This window comes from Collinsella aerofaciens (assembly GCF_040910325.1).
GTDB classification, from domain to species: domain Bacteria; phylum Actinomycetota; class Coriobacteriia; order Coriobacteriales; family Coriobacteriaceae; genus Collinsella; species Collinsella aerofaciens_BL.
Window position 1 is genome coordinate 19,333 of the sequence record NZ_JBDGAV010000023.1, and the last position, 16,727, is coordinate 36,059.

The window sequence follows — 16,727 nt, forward strand, 5'->3', positions numbered from 1 at the left end:
GCTATGCAGGAAACCCTCATCTAGCGCACCACCATCGTCGAGAAGTAGCTGCCCCGATCGGGCACATCGTCGAGCGAGCGGTACACGCGCTCGCCCGGAAGCCCACAGTCCTCTACAAGCTCGGCACCGTCGAAGGCACCCTCCTCGCAAAGGAAGCGCTTCGTGTCCGCAAGCGAGCGGCGCGCCTTCATGACCACCTTCGTCCCCGGCCAGCCGATTGCACGGCGCGCCCCGTACAGAACGCCTTTACTCATACGTCGCCCCCAATTTCCCGATAACTGCATCGGCGCCCGACGTGCGGAAAAGCTCGCGGCGCTCGGCGTCGAACACGACCGCGGCGATGTCGCATGCGCCCGCCGCGCGGCGGCGCAACCTGTCCTCGATTGCCGCAGCGAGCGAGGCGCGCGCAGCGTCCCCCACGCCGGCGGCCTCGATTACCTCGAGCGCCGCCGTGGTCGTGACCGACGACAGGATCTCACGCACGGTCTTCGCGCCCGCGCCGGCCAAGGCCGCGTGGGCGGCCAGAATCTCCGCGCGGCAGTCGGCGGTACGCGAATGGGTGTCCATGATGCCGCCCGCGACCTTCACCAACTTGCCGATGTGTCCCACAAGAAGGACATTAGTAAATCCCTCGCGAACGCAGCAATCAATCGCATCGCCCACAAAGTTGGAGATAAAGACCACCGGCGCACCGTTTAGGTGGAAATGCCCCGAGATGAACTGCCCGCCGTAGTTGCCGGGCGTGAGCACGACTCCGCGCCGCCCCATAGCCGCATGCTGCCGAATCTCGAGCTCGATGCTGTCGCGCAAAGCAGCGAGGCTGCGCGGCTCGACGATGCCCGTCGTGCCCAGGATGGAGATGCCGTCCTTTATCCCCAGGTGCGGGTTGAAGGTCTTTTCGGCAAGGGCAACACCCTCGGGTACCGAAATCGTCACAGCAATATTTCCAGAAAAGCCGTGCGCGGCGCACACCTCGCGCACCGCCGAAGTGATCATCGCGCGCGGCGTCGCGTTGATGGCGGCCGCCCCCACCGGCTGCTCGAGCCCGGGCAAAGTCACGCGCCCCACGCCCACGCCGCCATCGACGGAAACTTCCGATTCGCGCGCGGGCACGCCCTTGCTGCCCGCAGCACCCGTGCCCGACCCCGCATGTTCCACGCGCGCGTACACGAGCACGCCGTCGGTCACATCGGCATCGTCGCCTGCGTCCTTTCGCACGGCGCACTGGGCGCACCCCTCACCGATGCATGCGTCGACCACGTTCGCTTCGACGGGCAGCCCGCCGGGGGTGACGATCGACACGAGGCCGACGGGCTTTCGTGACAAGAGCATCTCGCAGGCCGCCTTCGCCGCGAGCGCGGCGCAGCTCCCCGTGGTGTAGCCGCAGCGCAGGCGGGTCGTCCCGGTATATATGTAGTGCTCGAAGGCCACGCTAGCTGCTCGCCTTCCGATACCCCGTGGCAAACGAAGGGTCGTAAAGCTTGCTGCGCTCGTACGACTCCGCTTGCGCGCCGTCGTGCGCAAGTCCGCCGCGAGCTCCGAGCACGCGGCCCACCACCACGAGCGCCGTGCGGTCGATGCCCTCTCGCGCGCCCGCATCGGCGAGCGTGCCCACTGTACAGCGCACCACGCGCTCCTCAGGCCAGGTCGCCTTGTACACGAGCGCCGCCGGCTCGTCGGAGCTGCGGCCCGCGGCCAAAAGCTCGGCGGAAAGCTCGGCGAGCATACCCGAGCTCAGGAAGATGACCATAGTCGAGCCGCTTTCCGCCATGGTGCGCATGCTCTCGCCCGCGGGCATGGGGGTGCGCCCGGAAAGCCGCGTGATCACGACCGACTGGCTGATTCCCGGCAGCGTGTATTCCTGGCGAAGCGCCGCCGCGGCACCGCAAAAGCTCGACACGCCGGGCACCACCTCGTAGTCCACGCCGCGCGCGTCGAGTGCGTCCATCTGCTCCTGGATGGCGCCGTACAGGCACGGGTCGCCCGTGTGCAGGCGCACCACTTCCTCGCCCCGCGCATCCGCCGCGCACATCACGTCGAGCACTTCCTCCAAGGTCATGTGCGCGCTGTCGTAGACGATGCAGGATTCCTTGCACTCAGCGAGCAGCTCGGGGTTCACAAGGCTTCCCGCCCAAACGACCACGTCGGCCGCGCGCAGAAGGCGCGCCCCGCGCAGCGTGATAAGGTCGGCGGCGCCCGAGCCTGCGCCAACGATATGAATCATCCGAGCCTTCCCTTCCTGTTTCTCATCTCAACCGTTTACGCCGCCCTTCGCGCAGCGGGCAAAACACGGCGTCTGCGGTGGCAATCGGCGCAAATACGCAGGCAGGAGGCGCAATGCCGCCCGCCCTGGCTTTGACACGTTCACAAGTGCCCACTATCATAGTAAAAGTTTCGGCAACGAGCATATGACAATCGGATAAAAGGAAATGACCGGCGCGGCGCCCGCACAGCCCGCGCTGGCTTGCGGAGGGAACCAGGTGGGAATCCTGGGCAAGGGACATTACTGTATAGGACGCGCGGGCAAACCGCCTCGCGCCCCAAGCCAGACTGCTTCGCCTTTTCCTCACGGCATCGCCGTGGCGTTAGCTCCTTGTGAACCCCGAGGGGTGCGCTTTTCTTTCGCTTGTGCCGACAAGCAACTGTCGCCGGGGGACCGGCAAACCGAGGAAAGGAAAAACCATGTCCGACCAGATGTCACGCCGCGGCTTCATGGGCGCCGCAGCAACCGGAGCCGTCGCGCTCGCCGGAGTCGCGCTCGCGGGCTGCTCCAACACCTCCGCGAGTTCCGAGAAATCGAGTGAAAAGGAGAAGGCCGTGAAGCCGGTCATCCTCGTCACGAGCTTCGGCACGAGCTACAACGACTCGCGCCACATCACCATCGGCGCCATCGAAGACGCTATCCGCGAGAAGTACTGGCAGGACTACGACATCCGCCGCGCCTTCACCGCGCAGATCATCATCGACAAGCTGAAGAAGCGCGACGGCATCACGATCGACAACATGACCGAGGCGCTCGACCGCTGCGTGGAAGACGGCGTGAAGGAAATCGTCGTGCAGCCGACGCATCTCATGGCTGGCCTGGAATACGCCGACGTGAAAGACGAACTCGACAAGTACGCCGACAAGTTCGACAAGATCTCGCTCGGCGACCCGCTGCTCACCTCCGACGACGACTACAAGAAGGTGGCCGCCGCCATTAAGGAGAACATGGCGTCCTTCGACGACGGCAAGACGGCGCTGTGCCTCATGGGCCACGGCACCGAAGCCGATTCCAACGCCGACTATGCCAAGATGCAGGAAGTGTTCAAGAACGAGGGCTTGACGCAGTTCTTCGTCGGCACCGTCGAGGCTGAACCGACCTGCGAGGATGTTATCGCCGCCGCGAGCGCCGCAGGGTACAAGAAGGCCGTGCTCGCGCCGTTCATGGTGGTCGCGGGCGACCACGCGAACAACGACATGGCAGACGAGACCGACCCCGACAGCTGGGCTGCGAAGTTCGTGGCCGCCGGCTTCGAAGTGACGTGCCTGCTCCAGGGTCTGGGACAGAACGTCGCGGTCGACGACATCTACGTCGCGCACGTGGACGACGCCATCGCCAAGCTGTAAACTCGCCGCGCACGGGGGCGCCGGTCGCGTCCCCGTGCAACGGGCATGCGCCTTCCCCGACTGACGGCGCATGCCCGTTGCATTCGCATCCCGCCCGCCCACCGCACGGCGCGGGCGGTCGAAGCGATTGAAAGGAACCCCCTCCATGTTGAAGAAAACCCTCGCCTTCGCCCTGTCAGCGGCGCTTTTCGCGTTCTCGCTCGCCGGCTGCGGCGGAAATTCAATCGACAGCGCAAAGGCAAGCGATGCCGATTCCCAGGAAAAGACCGAACAGGCGGCCGATGCGCCCGAGGGCGCAAGCGCTGCCCCCATCACCGCCGACAAGGTGGCCGACGGCACCTATCCGATCACCGTAGATTCCAGCTCGAACATGTTCAGGATTGTGGACGCCCAGCTCATCGTGGAAAACGGCTCCATGCACTGTGTGATGACGCTTTCCGGCACGGGCTACGGAAAGCTCTTCATGGGCACGGGCGACGAGGCTGCCGCCGCGAGCGAGGCCGACTTCATCCCCTATGTGGAAAACGCGGAAGGCAAGTACACCTACGACGTGCCCGTTGAAGCGCTCGACGAGGACACCGCCTGCGCCGCGTGGAGTATTAGAAAAGAGCAGTGGTACGACCGCACGCTCGTATTCGAATCCGCCGGCGTCGATCTGCTCGCCGACGCACTGAAGTAACGCCATGCGGTCGATTCTTCCCAAGGGGGAAAGCAGGAAGCGCCGCAGCATCGCGACGCGCGCGATCGCCTGCGTTCTCGTCGCATTGCTTGCGCTTCCCTTCGCGGGGTGCAGTGCGAGCCCGAACGTGACCGGTGGCACGGCGGGCTCTCAGGAATACACTGTGAGCGTCTCGCTTTCCGGCGGGTCAGGGCGCGCAAGCATCGCCTCACCCACCACAATTGTGAAGGATGGCGACACCTACACCGCGACCATCACCTGGTCGAGTTCGAACTACGACAAGATGACCGTAGACGGCGTGGACTACGCGCCCGTAAACGACGGCGGCAACTCCACGTTCGAAATACCCGTCACGCTCGACGAGGACATCGCCGTGTCGGCCGAGACCGTCGCCATGTCGACGCCGCACACCATCGACTACACGCTCCACTTCGACTCATCCACCATGAAGGAGAAAACGGGCGACGATGCAAGCGGCGGCTCCCCTGCGGGAACGCCTTCAAGCGCCGCGGCCGACTTCCACAACGCAGATTTGGGCTGCGGCTGGGAGCCGACGGGGGCGCTTCAGCTTGAATACGCCGAGCACTTCACTGTCGACGAGTACGAAGGCGGCCTGCGGCTTATCTGCATTTCGAACGGGGAGCGCTTCCTCGTGGTGCCGCAAGATGCAAAGGTACCTGATGGGTTGAGCTCCGACATCGTGGTCATAAGGCGCCCCGCCGACAAGGTGTACCTCGTGTCGTCGGCGACGATGTGCCTGGTCGACGCGCTCGATGCGAACGACAATATCATCATGTCGGGCACGAAGGCCGACGATTGCTCGGTCGCGGGCTTCAAAAGCGCACTCGAAAGTGGGGCGATCGCCTACGGCGGCAAGTACAGCGCGCCCGACTACGAGCGAATATCGGCCTCGGGCTGCACGCTCGCCATCGAGAACACCATGATCAACCACACGCCCGATGTGAAGGAAAAGCTGCAGAAGCTCGGGCTCGTCGTGCTCACCGAACAGTCGTCGAGCGAGCCCGAAGCACTCGGGCGCCTCGAGTGGATTAAGCTTTTCGGCGTCCTGTTCGACAAGGAAGACGAGGCCGCGCACCTGTTCAACGAGCAGAAGGCCCGCGTCGAGCAAACGTCGGGGCTCGCGTCGTCAGGTAAAACCGTGGCGTATTTCTACATTAACTCGAACGGGGCCGCCGTCACGCGGCGGGCGGGCGACTATGTGGCGCAGATGATCGAGCTTGCAGGCGGCAACTACGCGCTCGATGACGCGCAGACGGCGTCGACGTCAGGTTCGTCAGTAACGCTCGAAATGGAGCGCTTCTACGCGACAGCGAAGGATGCCGACATCATCGTCTACAACGGCACCATCGACGAATCGGTTGCCACCTTGAACGACTTCGTAGGCAAAAACGCGCTATTGTCGCAGTTCAAGGCCGTGAAGAACGGCAACGTCTGGGTCACAAGCGCCGACATGTACCAGCAGATGACTTCTACCGCCGACATTATCGACGAGCTGCACGGGGCGTTCACCGGCGATGACGCGAGCGACTTCCATTATCTGAGGAAGCTCGGCTAGCGTCATGAGAAGCCGGCTTTCCATGACATACGACGAATCGGGGCGCGCCGCGCGGTGTCGCGTCGTGACGGCGCTGCTCGCTGTTGCCCTCATCGTGCTCGTCGGGGCCAACCTGTGCATCGGGAGCGTGCTCGTGCCCGCAGACCACATCCCCGGCATCCTTTCGGGCGGCGCGGCCAATTCCATGGAAAGCCAAGTCATCTGGGAGATTCGCCTGCCGCGCGTGCTTTCAGCCGTGCTTCTCGGCGGGGCACTTTCGCTCTCCGGGTTCCTGCTGCAGACGTTTTTCAACAATCCCATCGCCGACCCGTTCATCTTGGGCGTCTCCTCGGGCGCAAAGTTCGTCGTCGCACTTACGATGATCGTACTTCTGGGCGCGAACCAGGCCATGTCCTCGCCGGCCATGGTGGCCGCAGCGTTTCTGGGCTCGCTTATCACCATCGGCTTCGTGCTCCTCATCGCACGGCGCATAAGTTCCATGGCCATGCTCATCGTGGCGGGCGTCATGGTGGGATACATCTGCTCGGCGGCAACGAACTTCCTTATCGCCTTCGCCGACGACCAGTCCATCGTGAACCTGCACAACTGGTCTTTGGGTAGCTTCTCGGGTTCGAGCTGGGACGACATCGCGGTCATCGTGGTCGTGGTGATCACCGTGAGCGCATGCGTATTCGCGATATCGAAGCCCCTTTCCGCCTTCCAGCTGGGAGAAGCCTACGCGAAAAGCGTCGGCGTGAACGTCGCACGCTTCCGCGTGGTGCTCGTCCTTCTAGCGAGCATGCTCTCCGCCTGCGTGACCGCGTTCGCTGGTCCGGTGTCGTTCGTAGGCATCGCGGTTCCGCATCTCGTGAAGTCGGCGCTGAAGTCGTCGAAGCCCATCCGCGTGATTCCTGCGTGCTTCTTGGGAGGCGCCATCTTCTGCGCGGGTTGCGATTTGATCGCGCGCACGCTGTTCTCTCCCGTCGAGCTTTCCATCAGCGCCGTCACCGCCATCTTCGGCGCGCCGGTGGTTATCGCGCTCATGCTGAAGAAGCGGGTGAGGTAGATGGGGGAATTCGTGCCGCGGCCCAAAACGCTCGGAGGGGACATTCCATGCTTAGACAGTCCTGAGCTCGCACGAAAGCGCCAGAAGACACTTTCGGCTCGTGCGGAACTGCGCGCGGAACGCCTCCTTCGAGCGGAGTCGAACCTCGAAACCCCGGTCGAAACGCAGGCTGACGGAGCGCCGCTTTTCCGCATAAGCGACCTGTCGGCGGGCTACGACAAGAAGGTCGTAGTCGAAGGCGTCGATCTGGAGGTTCGCGCGGGCGACGTCGTGGCGCTCATCGGGCCGAACGGCTCGGGCAAGTCGACCATCTTGAAAACCATCACACGCCATCTGGCACCGCTTGCCGGCGCGGTCGAGCTCGACGGGCGGGAGATTTCCCGATGGAAGACGGCGGAGTTCGCAAGGAACCTTGCCGTTATGCTGACAGATCGCCCCCGGACCGAGCTCCTCACCTGCCGCGATATCGTAGAGGCGGGAAGGCATCCCTACACCGGGCGAATGGGCACACTCTCGCCCGACGACCATAGTCGGGTCGACGAGGCCATGAAAACCGCACATGTGGAAGAGCTCGCCGAGCGCGACTTCATGCAGATAAGCGACGGGCAACGCCAGCGCGTCATGCTCGCACGCGCCATCGCGCAGGATCCGCGCGTGCTCGTGCTCGACGAGCCCACGTCGTATCTCGATATCCGCTACCAGATCGACCTGCTGCGAATACTTCGCCACCTTGCGAAATCGCGAAATGTGGCTATCATCATGTCCATCCACGAACTCGAGCTCGCGCAGAAAAGCGCCGACAAGGTGATTTGCGTGAAGGACGGCCGGGTCTTCCGCGCCGGCGCACCCGAGGACATATTCACGCGCGAGACGATTGGCGAGCTCTACGGCCTTAAACATGGCACCTTCAACGAGCGCTTCGGCAGCGTGGAAATTGGGCGCCCACACGGCGATGCGCACACGTTCGTCATCGCCGGCGCAGGTACGGGGTCAGCTGTGTTTCGCCAGCTCATCCGGCAGGGCAAAGCGTTCTACGCGGGCGTTCTGCACGAAGGAGACATCGACTGCGAGCTCGCGCGCGACCTGGCGGCGGAATGCGTGGCCGAGCGCGCCTTCGAGACGATCGGAGATAAAACCATAGCCCGCGCCATAGAGCTCCTCATCCACTGCGCGCGCCTTATCGTGTGCCCCGCTGCCTTCGGCACCTTAAACGCCCGCAACGCAGAGCTCGTCGAGTTCGCACACTCGCATGGTATCGAGGTCATGCAAGCGTGCGAAGGCGCATCGGAGGATTCCCATTTGGAGTGGGAAGAATAAACTGGACTTTCTTTTAAGGATCCTCAGGCTACAGCTCCTACGCCGGCGAGGTCTCCAAGGCGCCGGAGAACCTCGTGAACAGGGATTTCCACGCCGACGAGCCCAACTAGGCCTAATCCAAGCGAGATTCCAGACTCGACAGGCCGTTGAGCGTGAGGTCGTTGGCGACCTCCGAGACGCGCTCGATAGGAACCGAACCGTCAGACAGTGCCCACGTGCGATAGATACCAATAATACCCGACAGCAAAAACGCCAGATAGTAATCGAACATCTCGTCCTTGAGACCTTGGGGCAGCAGATCGCGCTCGGCAATCTCGTGTTCGAGCGGCGCACGAAGACGAGCCATAAAATCATCGAGCGGAATATTCTCGATCAGCTGACGATTGAGCACGAGGTTGTTGCACAGCGCCTCGTTAACGGTTTTAAAGAAGGTCGCCGCCGCGCCCAGGGCGCGCTCGTTGGTGTCGCCGTCCATGGAGGAAAGCGTCTTCTCGACCGAATCGACAATCATCTCCACTACATCGACGGCAACGGCATCGAGCAGGCCGTCAACCGTGCCAAAGTGCACATAGAAGGTTTTGCGGTCGACATTGGCCTCGCGCGCGATGGCACTCACCGTAATGTCTGCCAGCGGCTTTTCCATAAGCAGACGCTCGAACGCGGAAAGGATGGCATTGCGGCTGCGAACGATGCGGCGATCAATACGCGGTTTGCTGGTGGCCATGGGCGTGTCCCTTCGATATGCGGGCATTCATCAACAGATGAGAGATAATCTACGTAAGAGGATTATCCCCCATACAGCACAAATATGCCCCGCATCATGAAGAACGCACGACTGTCCTACTGCGACTTAGGATGCTTCTTCTTATTGAGCGCCGACGGAGATACGCGAATACCGTCGCCCGTCTGGCGCACATAGGCTTTATGAGCCGGCTTAGCGGTCCCAGAAGCCTTCTGAGCGTGCTTCTTGGGATCAACGGTAACAGCATTCGTGGGGTGCGGCTTAGTGGGCGCAGAGGGCGTCTGAGGCGTGCGGCCGAGCTTGCGCATCACGCGATCCCAGCGCGCATGGATGCTCTCGTTGTGGGCGCTCTTAAGTCCCAGCAGGGGCGCAGCCAAAATGGTAGGCGCAATAAACGTGATGAGGCGCCACAGCAGATAACCGGCGGTCGAAGCCGACCCAAAGAAATGACCCAAGAACAATGCAAAGCCGCCCTCAGCGCCACCAGTTCCACCGGGCAAGGGGACCGCAGAGCTCAGCAGCTGGACAAAGGCGCTCGCGGCCATGACCGAGAAAAAGTCGACCTCGTGATGGCCAAAAGCAAGCATCAGGAAATACGGAACCAGATAGAAAAACGCAAGTTGCAGCATGGTGATGACCACCGTGAGCAGCATGGAAGAAAAATGTCCGGCTGAAAGCTTGAACTTCTCGGAGAAGGAGTAGATCTCGCCATCGACAAACGTGCGCCATCCCTCGATCTTAGTGGCCGAGACACCAATGCGCTCAAGCCAATTAATGATGCAATGGGCGACGCGCGTGACGGTCTTAGGCATGAGCGCGACGGCGAAGATGCCCAGCAAGATGCAGCAGTGCCCACCAAAGCTAAAGACGCACAGCAACGTCATGTCGCCATAGCGCTCGGCAAAAAACGGCATGCGAGCAAGCAGTAGGATAGCGCCCCAGGCAACGAGGCCAAACTGGTACACGATAAAACGCGTGAATTGCGTGGCGCCGGCCTCGCCCACGTTTTGGCCGGCCTTGGTCAGGCGATAGATTTGAGCCGGGGTGGAGCCCATCATCATGGGCGTCAGGTTACCAAAGAAGATGCCACTCGCCTCGACCGAGATCAGGTCGCGGATGCCGACGGGCGAATTGGGATCGAGCCAGACGGCGATCGCATAGGCCACAATGCCAAAGAACAGGTACATGAACATGCAAAGACACGCGACAACGAGCCATGACGCCTGGACGCTCGACATAGCGGCCCAGAACTGCCCCATCTGCCCGGTTACCACCAGATAGACGATATAACCTACCAGCACGACGCCGATAAAGATGGCGCCGCGGCGTGCGCTCTTATTGTCATCTCCGCCCGAGGCCTCAACCTCGACCTGGGGCTTAGACGTATGCTGAGAGGACTCCGTCATGAGACTCCTTCTAACAGTCAAAATATCTTGGATATTGTACCCGTAAGGGCCATAGGCAGAACGCAAAGCTCTGGTTCAAACGGGAATTGCAGACGGTTGTTTGAAAATAAAAAAACCCGGCCTTCCATAGGAAGTCCGGGTATCAGATGCGTGGTAGCCCGTACCAGATTCGAACTGGTGATCTCCGCCTTGAGAGGGCGGCGTCCTAAACCGCTAGACGAACGGGCCACATGACATCTGCACTGCCGTGCTGCGAGGAAATATATTACGGGACAAAAAACATCAGCGCAAGAAGAAATTCCAAATTGCCGAAAAATTGTCGGCAGGTTATGGAACACACAGGTAAACTGGGTAGCTAATTCAAGTTGAGATGGACCAAAAGAGCTTCGCGCTCGTTGGGGATTTTGTCTTCGATCACGGCGTCGAGGGCGGAGTTGAGTAGCTGCCCCAGTTCCGGCCCGGGCTTGACTCCGGCACGGATCAGGTCGCCGCCGTTGATGGCGAGCATCTTGAGCGTATAGGGCTCCCCCGCCTTCAGCAGCTCGTGCGCCATCGCGCGCATCTCCTCAATCGTCTCAACGTAATAGAAGCACGACGGGGCCTTGCCGAGCGTGTCGGCACGCTTAAGATCCATGAGCTCGTCCATCAAACGCGGCGTGTCGACGCCCTCGCCAGAAAGCGCACACATCATATTGAGCAGGCAGGATCGCTCGGGACGCAGCGGTTTGTCGTGATATTTGATGAGCAGGCACACGTCGCGCACCAGGTCGTGCGAGAGAGCCAGGCGATCCATAATGACGCGCGCCTTCTTGGCGCCGAGCTCGGGATGACCGTAGAAGTGTCCGCTGCCGGCGTGATCGACCGTGAAGCACTCGGGCTTGGACACATCGTGCAAAAACGCCGCCCACATAAGGCTCGACGAGGGCGCGACGCCGTCACACAGCGCGAGCTCCCCCACCACCGTCAGCACACGGGCGATATGCACGTAGACGTTAAACGCATGATAGACACTGCGCTGATCAAACCCGCGACCCGCTGCCAACTCGGGCACGGCGGCGCAGATGAGCTCGGGATAGCGGAGCATCGCGTCTCCCCCATGACCGGTCGAAAGAATGCCCTCGAGCTCAATACCCACACGCTCACGCGCCACGGCATCGAGCAGCGGCGCGCACTCGGCAAGCGCACGCTTGGTCTCGGGCTCAATCATAAAGTCCAGACGGCAGGCAAAGCGCACCGCACGCAGCATGCGCAGGGCGTCCTCGTTAAAGCGACGCTTGGGATCGCCGACAGCGCGAATCAGCTTGCGCTCCAAGTCACCCTGGCCGTCGTAGCGGTCGACAAGCCCGCGCTCGGGATGCCAGGCCATGGCATTGACGGTAAAGTCGCGGCGCGCCAGATCGTCCTCGAGCGAGGCGGCACGCTCCACACTCTGGGGATGGCGACCATCGGTGTAAAAGCCATCCAGACGGTACGTGGTGACCTCGATACGCTCGCCATCGGAAATAGCCGTGATTCCGCCAAATTTAATGCCCGACTCCACAACCGCGATGCCGGCGGCCTCGAGCGCCGCTTTGGACTCCTGCCACAGGCCGCTACAGCACATATCAACATCGTGGCTGGGGTACCCCATCAGGGCGTCGCGCACCCAACCGCCCACGTACCAAGCCTCAAGACCAGCCGCCTCAAGCGCGCGCAGGACGCGCAAGGACGCATCGGACGGTTGAGTACCGTTGAGCGAAACATTGCACATGCCTATGGCCTCCTGCGACTATCAAATTGGCTATCGATTGCGTCTGCAAGAAGTCTAGCAAGAAACAGTCTCCACTGCACACGCAAGTCCGATAAACAAAAACGCATCCGTCCTAGTCTAAGACGGATGCGAAATAATCAAACTATTCAGACAAGGTGCCGGAACTAGCAGACCTGGCGAACCTCGATGTGCTTCTTATATTCGTCCACCTTGGCAAAATCACCCAGACCGGGGCACTCGACCACGTTGGCGCCAGTGGCCATCGAAAGGCGCAGGGCGTCCTCGACGCGCTCGGGGGCGTCGTGCCACACGGACAGGAAGGCAGCGAGCGAGGAATCGCCGGCGCACACCGTCGACAGCAGCTTGACGTCGAAGGTGCGGTTGGCAAACCAGATATGCTCGCCGTTGGAGAAGTACGCACCGGCGCCACCAAGGGTCAGCAGCACGTTCTTGGCGCCCTTGGCGTGCAGCTCGGCCATAGCGCCCTTGACGGACTCGTCGTCGCCACCGCTCACCTTGATGCCAAAGATGTCAAGCAGCTCGTCGTCATTGGGCTTGATCAGCAGTGGCTCCAGAGCAATGAGGTCTGCCAGCTGATGGCTCGAGATGTCGAGGACGAACTCGGCCCCCTTGGCCTTGACACGGCGCAGGACCTCGGCCAAGAAGCCCTCGGAAGTGTTGGGAGGCAGCGAGCCGCTGATGACCAGGCAGGTCATGTCATCGAGCGAATCGATAAGTTCAAACATCTCCTGCTCGTTGGCCTCATTGATGGCGGCACCGGCATTGACCATGTTGTACTCGGTGTCGGGACCGGCGTTGAGAAACACATTGACGCGCGTAATACCGTCGGTCCACACGGGCTTGACGGGCACGCCCAGGGCCTCGGCGCCCTTAACGATAAACTCACCCGAGAAGCCGGCGAAGAAACCCAGGATCGTGGTGTCGACACCATAGTGGTCAAGCGTAAACGAGACGTTGAGGCCTTTGCCGTTGGGCGTGTAGACGGCATTGCGGGTACGCGTGACGGTATTGGCAGTAAGGCCATCGCAGGCGATGTTGTAATCAATGGCGGGATTAGCAGTGAGCGTGTAAATCATGAATGTTCCTTTCACGAAGCAACGTGTTAATGAAAGTATATTCCACGCATCGGTAAAAGGCTAGGACAACTCGGTGAACGGTGTGGAAGCGATGAAGTACGGCAGGACACCTCTCCCCCATGGCGGAACAAAAAAGGCGCCCCGGCCGAAACCGGGGCGCCGCATGCGCACGAATATGTCGCGTTTCGATTACTGCCGATCGAGCTTGCGGACAGCAACGCGCTTGCTGTACTCGTCGACGTGACCGAAGTCACCAATGCCGACGGACTCGGCAACGTTGGCGCCGGTGGCCATAGCGAGCTTCATGGCCTCCTCGACGTTGTCGCGATCCCTGTACCACTTGTGCAGGAACGCAGCGAGGGTGCAGTCGCCGGCGCAGACGGAAGAGACCAGCTTGATGTTGAACTCACGCTTGGCGTACCAGATGTCCTCGCCGTTGGAGAAGTAAGCGTCGCCGCGGCTACCACGGGTGAGCAGCACGTTCTGAACGCCAGCGTCGTGAGCCATCTTCATGGCGACACGAACCTCGTCGTCGGTGTCGACCGGCACGCCGAAGATGGCCTTCATCTCGTGATGGTTCGGCTTGATGAGCAGCGGCTTCTTGTGAGCGAGCTCCTTGAGCTTATCGGAGGACAGGTCCAGGACGACGTCAGCGCCACGAGCCTGAGCGTGCTCCATGACCTGAGCCAGGAAGTCGGGCGTAGCTTTGGGAGGCACGGAGCCGGAGACGATCAGGCACTCGAGATCGCCCGCGGTGTCCAGGATGTTGTAGAGCTCCTCCTGGTGCTGCGGCGTGATCGGGGCGCCGGGGTTCAGGATGCCGTACTCGTGCTGGCCATCGTTGACGTAGGTGTTAATGCGCGTGATACCGTCGGTCCAGACCGGGCGGCAGAGGCAACCCAGGTTCATGACCTCCTCGACGATGAACTTGCCCGTGAAGCCAGCGAAGAAGCCGAGCGCGACGGTGTCGACGCCCATCTTCTTAAAGGCGAAGGACACGTCGAGGCCCTTGCCGTTAGCCGTGTAGCTGGCCGAACCGGTGCGGACGTTCTCGTCGGGCTCGAGCGGAGAGCTCGAAACCGTCATGTCGACAGCCGGGTTAGCGGTTAGCGTGTAGAACATTTACAGTACCCCCTGTATATGTGAGGGCCGCGTGGCCGGCCCATTCCAACCACGCGGTTACCTCTGATACCAAATTAGCGAGCTGCGGACTCGAGCAGCGCCTTGACCTCGGCGGCGGTGTTGCAGGCGAGCGCCTTCTCGGCGAGCTCGTCGCACTCGGCCTTGGTCCACTGGCTGATGGTCTTACGGGCGCGCAGGATCGACGGAGCACTCATCGAGAACTCCTCCAGGCCCCAGCTGATCAGCAGCGGCTCGAGCAGCGGATCGGCAGCGGCCTCGCCGCACATACCGACCATGATGCCGGCCTTCACGCCGCTCTCGATGATGTTCTTGAGCGAGCGGAGCACGGCGGGATAGTAAACCTGGTACAGGTTGGAGATGGTGTCGTTGCCACGGTCGGCGCACATGGTGTAGCCGATCAGGTCGTTGGTGCCGATGGAGAAGAAGTCGGCGACCTCGGCAAGACGGTCTGCGAGCAGCGAAGCGGCAGGCGTCTCGACCATGATGCCGACCTCGATGTTCTCGTTGAACTTGCGCCCCTCTTCGGTCAGCTCGGCCTTGCACTGCTCGACGAGCTCCTTGACAGCCAAGACCTCCTCGACGCAGGTGACGAGCGGGATCATGATCTTGACGTCACCGAAGGCGCTAGCGCGCAGCAGAGCGCGGAGCTGGACCTTGTACTGGTCGGGATTGGCCAAGCAGTAACGCACGGCGCGGAAGCCCATGAAGGGGTTGTCTTCCTTGACCATATGCAGATACGGAATCTCCTTGTCGCCACCCACATCGAGCGTGCGGATGATGACCGGAGCACCCTTGAGCGCGCTGGCGACCTTACGGTAGGCGTTGAACTGCTCCTCCTCGGAAGGGAGCTCAGCAGAGTCCATGAACAGGAACTCGGAGCGGAACAGACCGATAGCCTCGGCGTCGTGATCGAGCGCGTTGGGCACGTCATCGGGGTTACCGATGTTGCAGGCGATGATCTTCTTGATGCCATCGGCAGTCACGGACGGCTTGCCACGGAAGGCCTCGAGGGCTGCCTTCTCGGCAGCGAAGGCCTCGGCCTTGGCGGTGTAGGCAGCGAGCGTCTCCTCGTCGGGATCGGCCTCGACGATACCCTTGCCACCGTCGACGACAACGGTCATGCCGTTGCGCAGAGCGGTGCAGCTGTTGGAAACCGAAAGGACAGCCGGGATCTCGAGGGCGCGCGCAATAATCGCGGAGTGCGACGTGCGGCCACCGGTCTCGGTAACGATACCGGCAACGTGGGCCTTATCGATCGTGGCGGTCATGGACGGCGTGAGGTCGTGCACGACAACGACAGTGTTCTCGGGCAGGACGGAGAGGTCGACGACCTCCTTGCCCAGCAGCTCGGCCAGAATACCGGTGCGGATGTCGGCGATGTCGGCCGCGCGCAGACGGAACATCTCGTCGTCCATGGACAGGAACATGTTCTCGAACATGGTCGAGGTGTCCATGAGCGCCTGCTCGGCGCAGGTGCCGCCGTCAATGGCGGCGTTAATGGCGTCGGTCATGCCCGGGTCCTGAGCCAGGACAATGTGTCCGCTCATGATCTCGGCCTCGGCCTCGCCCACCGTCTCCTTCATGTGGTCGGCCTGAGCCTGGGTCTTCTCGCAGAAGACCGAAAGAGCGGACTGATAGCGCTCCTTCTCTGCTGCCGAATCAGCAACCTCGTGCGGCTCAAACGTCAAGTCGGGATCGACGGCGACCATGACGGTGCCGATACCGATGCCCTCGGAAGCGTTGACTCCCTGATACATTCCCATTCCTCTCTCCGTGTCATATGATAAAGCGTTTTGCCATATCCATGACAAAAGAGCGCAGCTACCTTACAACAGGTCACTGCGCCCCCAAATATGAACTTAGTTGTTCAACATGCGACCCGTTTGAGTTCTACTCGCCAAGACCGCTCTTGATGAGCTCGATGGCAGCAGCCAGAGCCTCGGCCTCGTCAGCGCCGTCGCACTTGACCTCGACCTCGGTACCGCAGGGGATACCAGCAGCCATGAGGGCCATCGGGGACTTGCCGTTGACCTCCTTCTCGGGGGTGACGACCGTCACGTCACAGGCATACTTGCCCATGGTGGAGGCGAACAGACCAGCCGGACGCATGTGCAGACCCTGAGGATTAACGAGGGTAGCCTTCTCAGAAACCATAGTTGACTCCTTTTTGTGTTTAACCCCTGTCATGCATGTGGCAGGAGTCAGATTCACGACGTTGTTTATATTAACTCACATCAAACGGTTTTTCATTATGTTTCGGACGAATTGTTGGACAGATGTGTTTGTCCTTGATTATCAACTTCATCCGAACACTTCCCACATTCATCCGCACATGTGCGGATGAATGTGGGAACCCGATACCT

General features: G+C 61.4%; 15 protein-coding genes and 1 tRNA gene. 5 read left to right on the plus strand and 11 right to left on the minus strand.

What is annotated here, in order from left to right; translation table 11 throughout:
• Positions 1-20: 20 nt before the first annotated feature.
• Genes AB5Z25_RS08875 through cobM form a run of 3 tightly spaced genes read right to left on the minus strand, consistent with a single transcriptional unit; the run spans position 21 to position 2,224 of the window.
• Positions 21-254 carry an SAM-dependent methyltransferase gene (locus AB5Z25_RS08875; protein ID WP_346976490.1) on the minus strand — a complete coding sequence of 78 codons (234 nt, stop codon included), beginning with the start codon at positions 252-254 and terminating at the stop codon, positions 21-23.
• Entirely contained in the window at positions 247-1,431 is a 1,185-nt protein-coding gene (cbiD, locus tag AB5Z25_RS08880) for a cobalt-precorrin-5B (C(1))-methyltransferase CbiD (RefSeq protein WP_271740310.1), read from the minus strand. The genes AB5Z25_RS08875 and cbiD overlap by 8 nt, the downstream gene beginning before the upstream one ends.
• A gap of 1 nt (position 1,432) precedes the next feature.
• The gene (gene cobM / locus AB5Z25_RS08885) at positions 1,433-2,224 is read right to left on the minus strand and encodes a precorrin-4 C(11)-methyltransferase (protein ID WP_260699637.1); all 792 of its coding nucleotides are present in this window, start codon (positions 2,222-2,224) and stop codon (positions 1,433-1,435) included.
• 458 nt (positions 2,225-2,682) lie between these two features.
• Between cobM and AB5Z25_RS08890 the strand changes: the two genes are divergently transcribed.
• The 5 genes from AB5Z25_RS08890 (at position 2,683) to AB5Z25_RS08910 (ending at position 8,226) form a co-directional block, all read left to right on the plus strand.
• Positions 2,683-3,609, plus strand: a complete 927-nt coding sequence (locus AB5Z25_RS08890; protein ID WP_368135340.1) for a sirohydrochlorin cobaltochelatase — start codon at positions 2,683-2,685, stop codon at positions 3,607-3,609.
• Positions 3,610-3,754: 145 nt separating this feature from the next.
• Positions 3,755-4,288, plus strand: coding sequence for a hypothetical protein (locus AB5Z25_RS08895; protein ID WP_368135341.1), 534 nt, complete (start codon positions 3,755-3,757; stop codon positions 4,286-4,288).
• A 4-nt stretch (positions 4,289-4,292) separates the two neighbouring features.
• Complete coding sequence (locus tag AB5Z25_RS08900; protein WP_368135342.1) at positions 4,293-5,864, plus strand: ABC transporter substrate-binding protein; 1,572 nt, start codon at positions 4,293-4,295, stop codon at positions 5,862-5,864.
• A gap of 22 nt (positions 5,865-5,886) precedes the next feature.
• On the plus strand, positions 5,887-6,909 hold the full coding sequence (locus AB5Z25_RS08905; protein WP_225093538.1) for a FecCD family ABC transporter permease: 1,023 nt from the start codon (positions 5,887-5,889) through the stop codon (positions 6,907-6,909).
• Entirely contained in the window at positions 6,910-8,226 is a 1,317-nt protein-coding gene (locus AB5Z25_RS08910) for an ABC transporter ATP-binding protein (protein ID WP_368135343.1), read from the plus strand.
• A gap of 112 nt (positions 8,227-8,338) precedes the next feature.
• Here AB5Z25_RS08910 and AB5Z25_RS08915 read toward each other — a convergent pair whose 3' ends face one another.
• From AB5Z25_RS08915 to AB5Z25_RS08950, 8 genes are all read right to left on the minus strand, one after another.
• Positions 8,339-8,950, minus strand: coding sequence for a TetR/AcrR family transcriptional regulator (locus AB5Z25_RS08915; protein WP_368135344.1), 612 nt, complete (start codon positions 8,948-8,950; stop codon positions 8,339-8,341).
• 116 nt (positions 8,951-9,066) lie between these two features.
• Positions 9,067-10,374 carry a lysylphosphatidylglycerol synthase transmembrane domain-containing protein gene (locus tag AB5Z25_RS08920; protein WP_368135345.1) on the minus strand — a complete coding sequence of 436 codons (1,308 nt, stop codon included), beginning with the start codon at positions 10,372-10,374 and terminating at the stop codon, positions 9,067-9,069.
• Between the two features lie 151 nt (positions 10,375-10,525).
• Positions 10,526-10,602 (minus strand) — tRNA-Glu (locus tag AB5Z25_RS08925).
• Positions 10,603-10,729: 127 nt separating this feature from the next.
• A complete protein-coding gene (locus AB5Z25_RS08930) occupies positions 10,730-12,124 on the minus strand; it encodes a CCA tRNA nucleotidyltransferase (protein ID WP_368135346.1) in 1,395 nt (464 codons plus the stop codon).
• 164 nt (positions 12,125-12,288) lie between these two features.
• A complete protein-coding gene (locus tag AB5Z25_RS08935) occupies positions 12,289-13,221 on the minus strand; it encodes a 1-phosphofructokinase family hexose kinase (RefSeq protein ID WP_006233968.1) in 933 nt (310 codons plus the stop codon).
• Positions 13,222-13,410: 189 nt separating this feature from the next.
• Positions 13,411-14,343 (minus strand): 1-phosphofructokinase family hexose kinase, encoded by a 933-nt coding sequence (locus AB5Z25_RS08940; RefSeq protein ID WP_006233969.1) that lies wholly within the window; start codon positions 14,341-14,343, stop codon positions 13,411-13,413.
• Between the two features lie 74 nt (positions 14,344-14,417).
• Positions 14,418-16,121, minus strand: a complete 1,704-nt coding sequence (gene ptsP / locus AB5Z25_RS08945) for a phosphoenolpyruvate--protein phosphotransferase (protein ID WP_035138206.1) — start codon at positions 16,119-16,121, stop codon at positions 14,418-14,420.
• A 133-nt stretch (positions 16,122-16,254) separates the two neighbouring features.
• Positions 16,255-16,518 carry an HPr family phosphocarrier protein gene (locus tag AB5Z25_RS08950; protein WP_022094575.1) on the minus strand — a complete coding sequence of 88 codons (264 nt, stop codon included), beginning with the start codon at positions 16,516-16,518 and terminating at the stop codon, positions 16,255-16,257.
• Between the last annotated feature and the right edge of the window lie 209 nt (positions 16,519-16,727).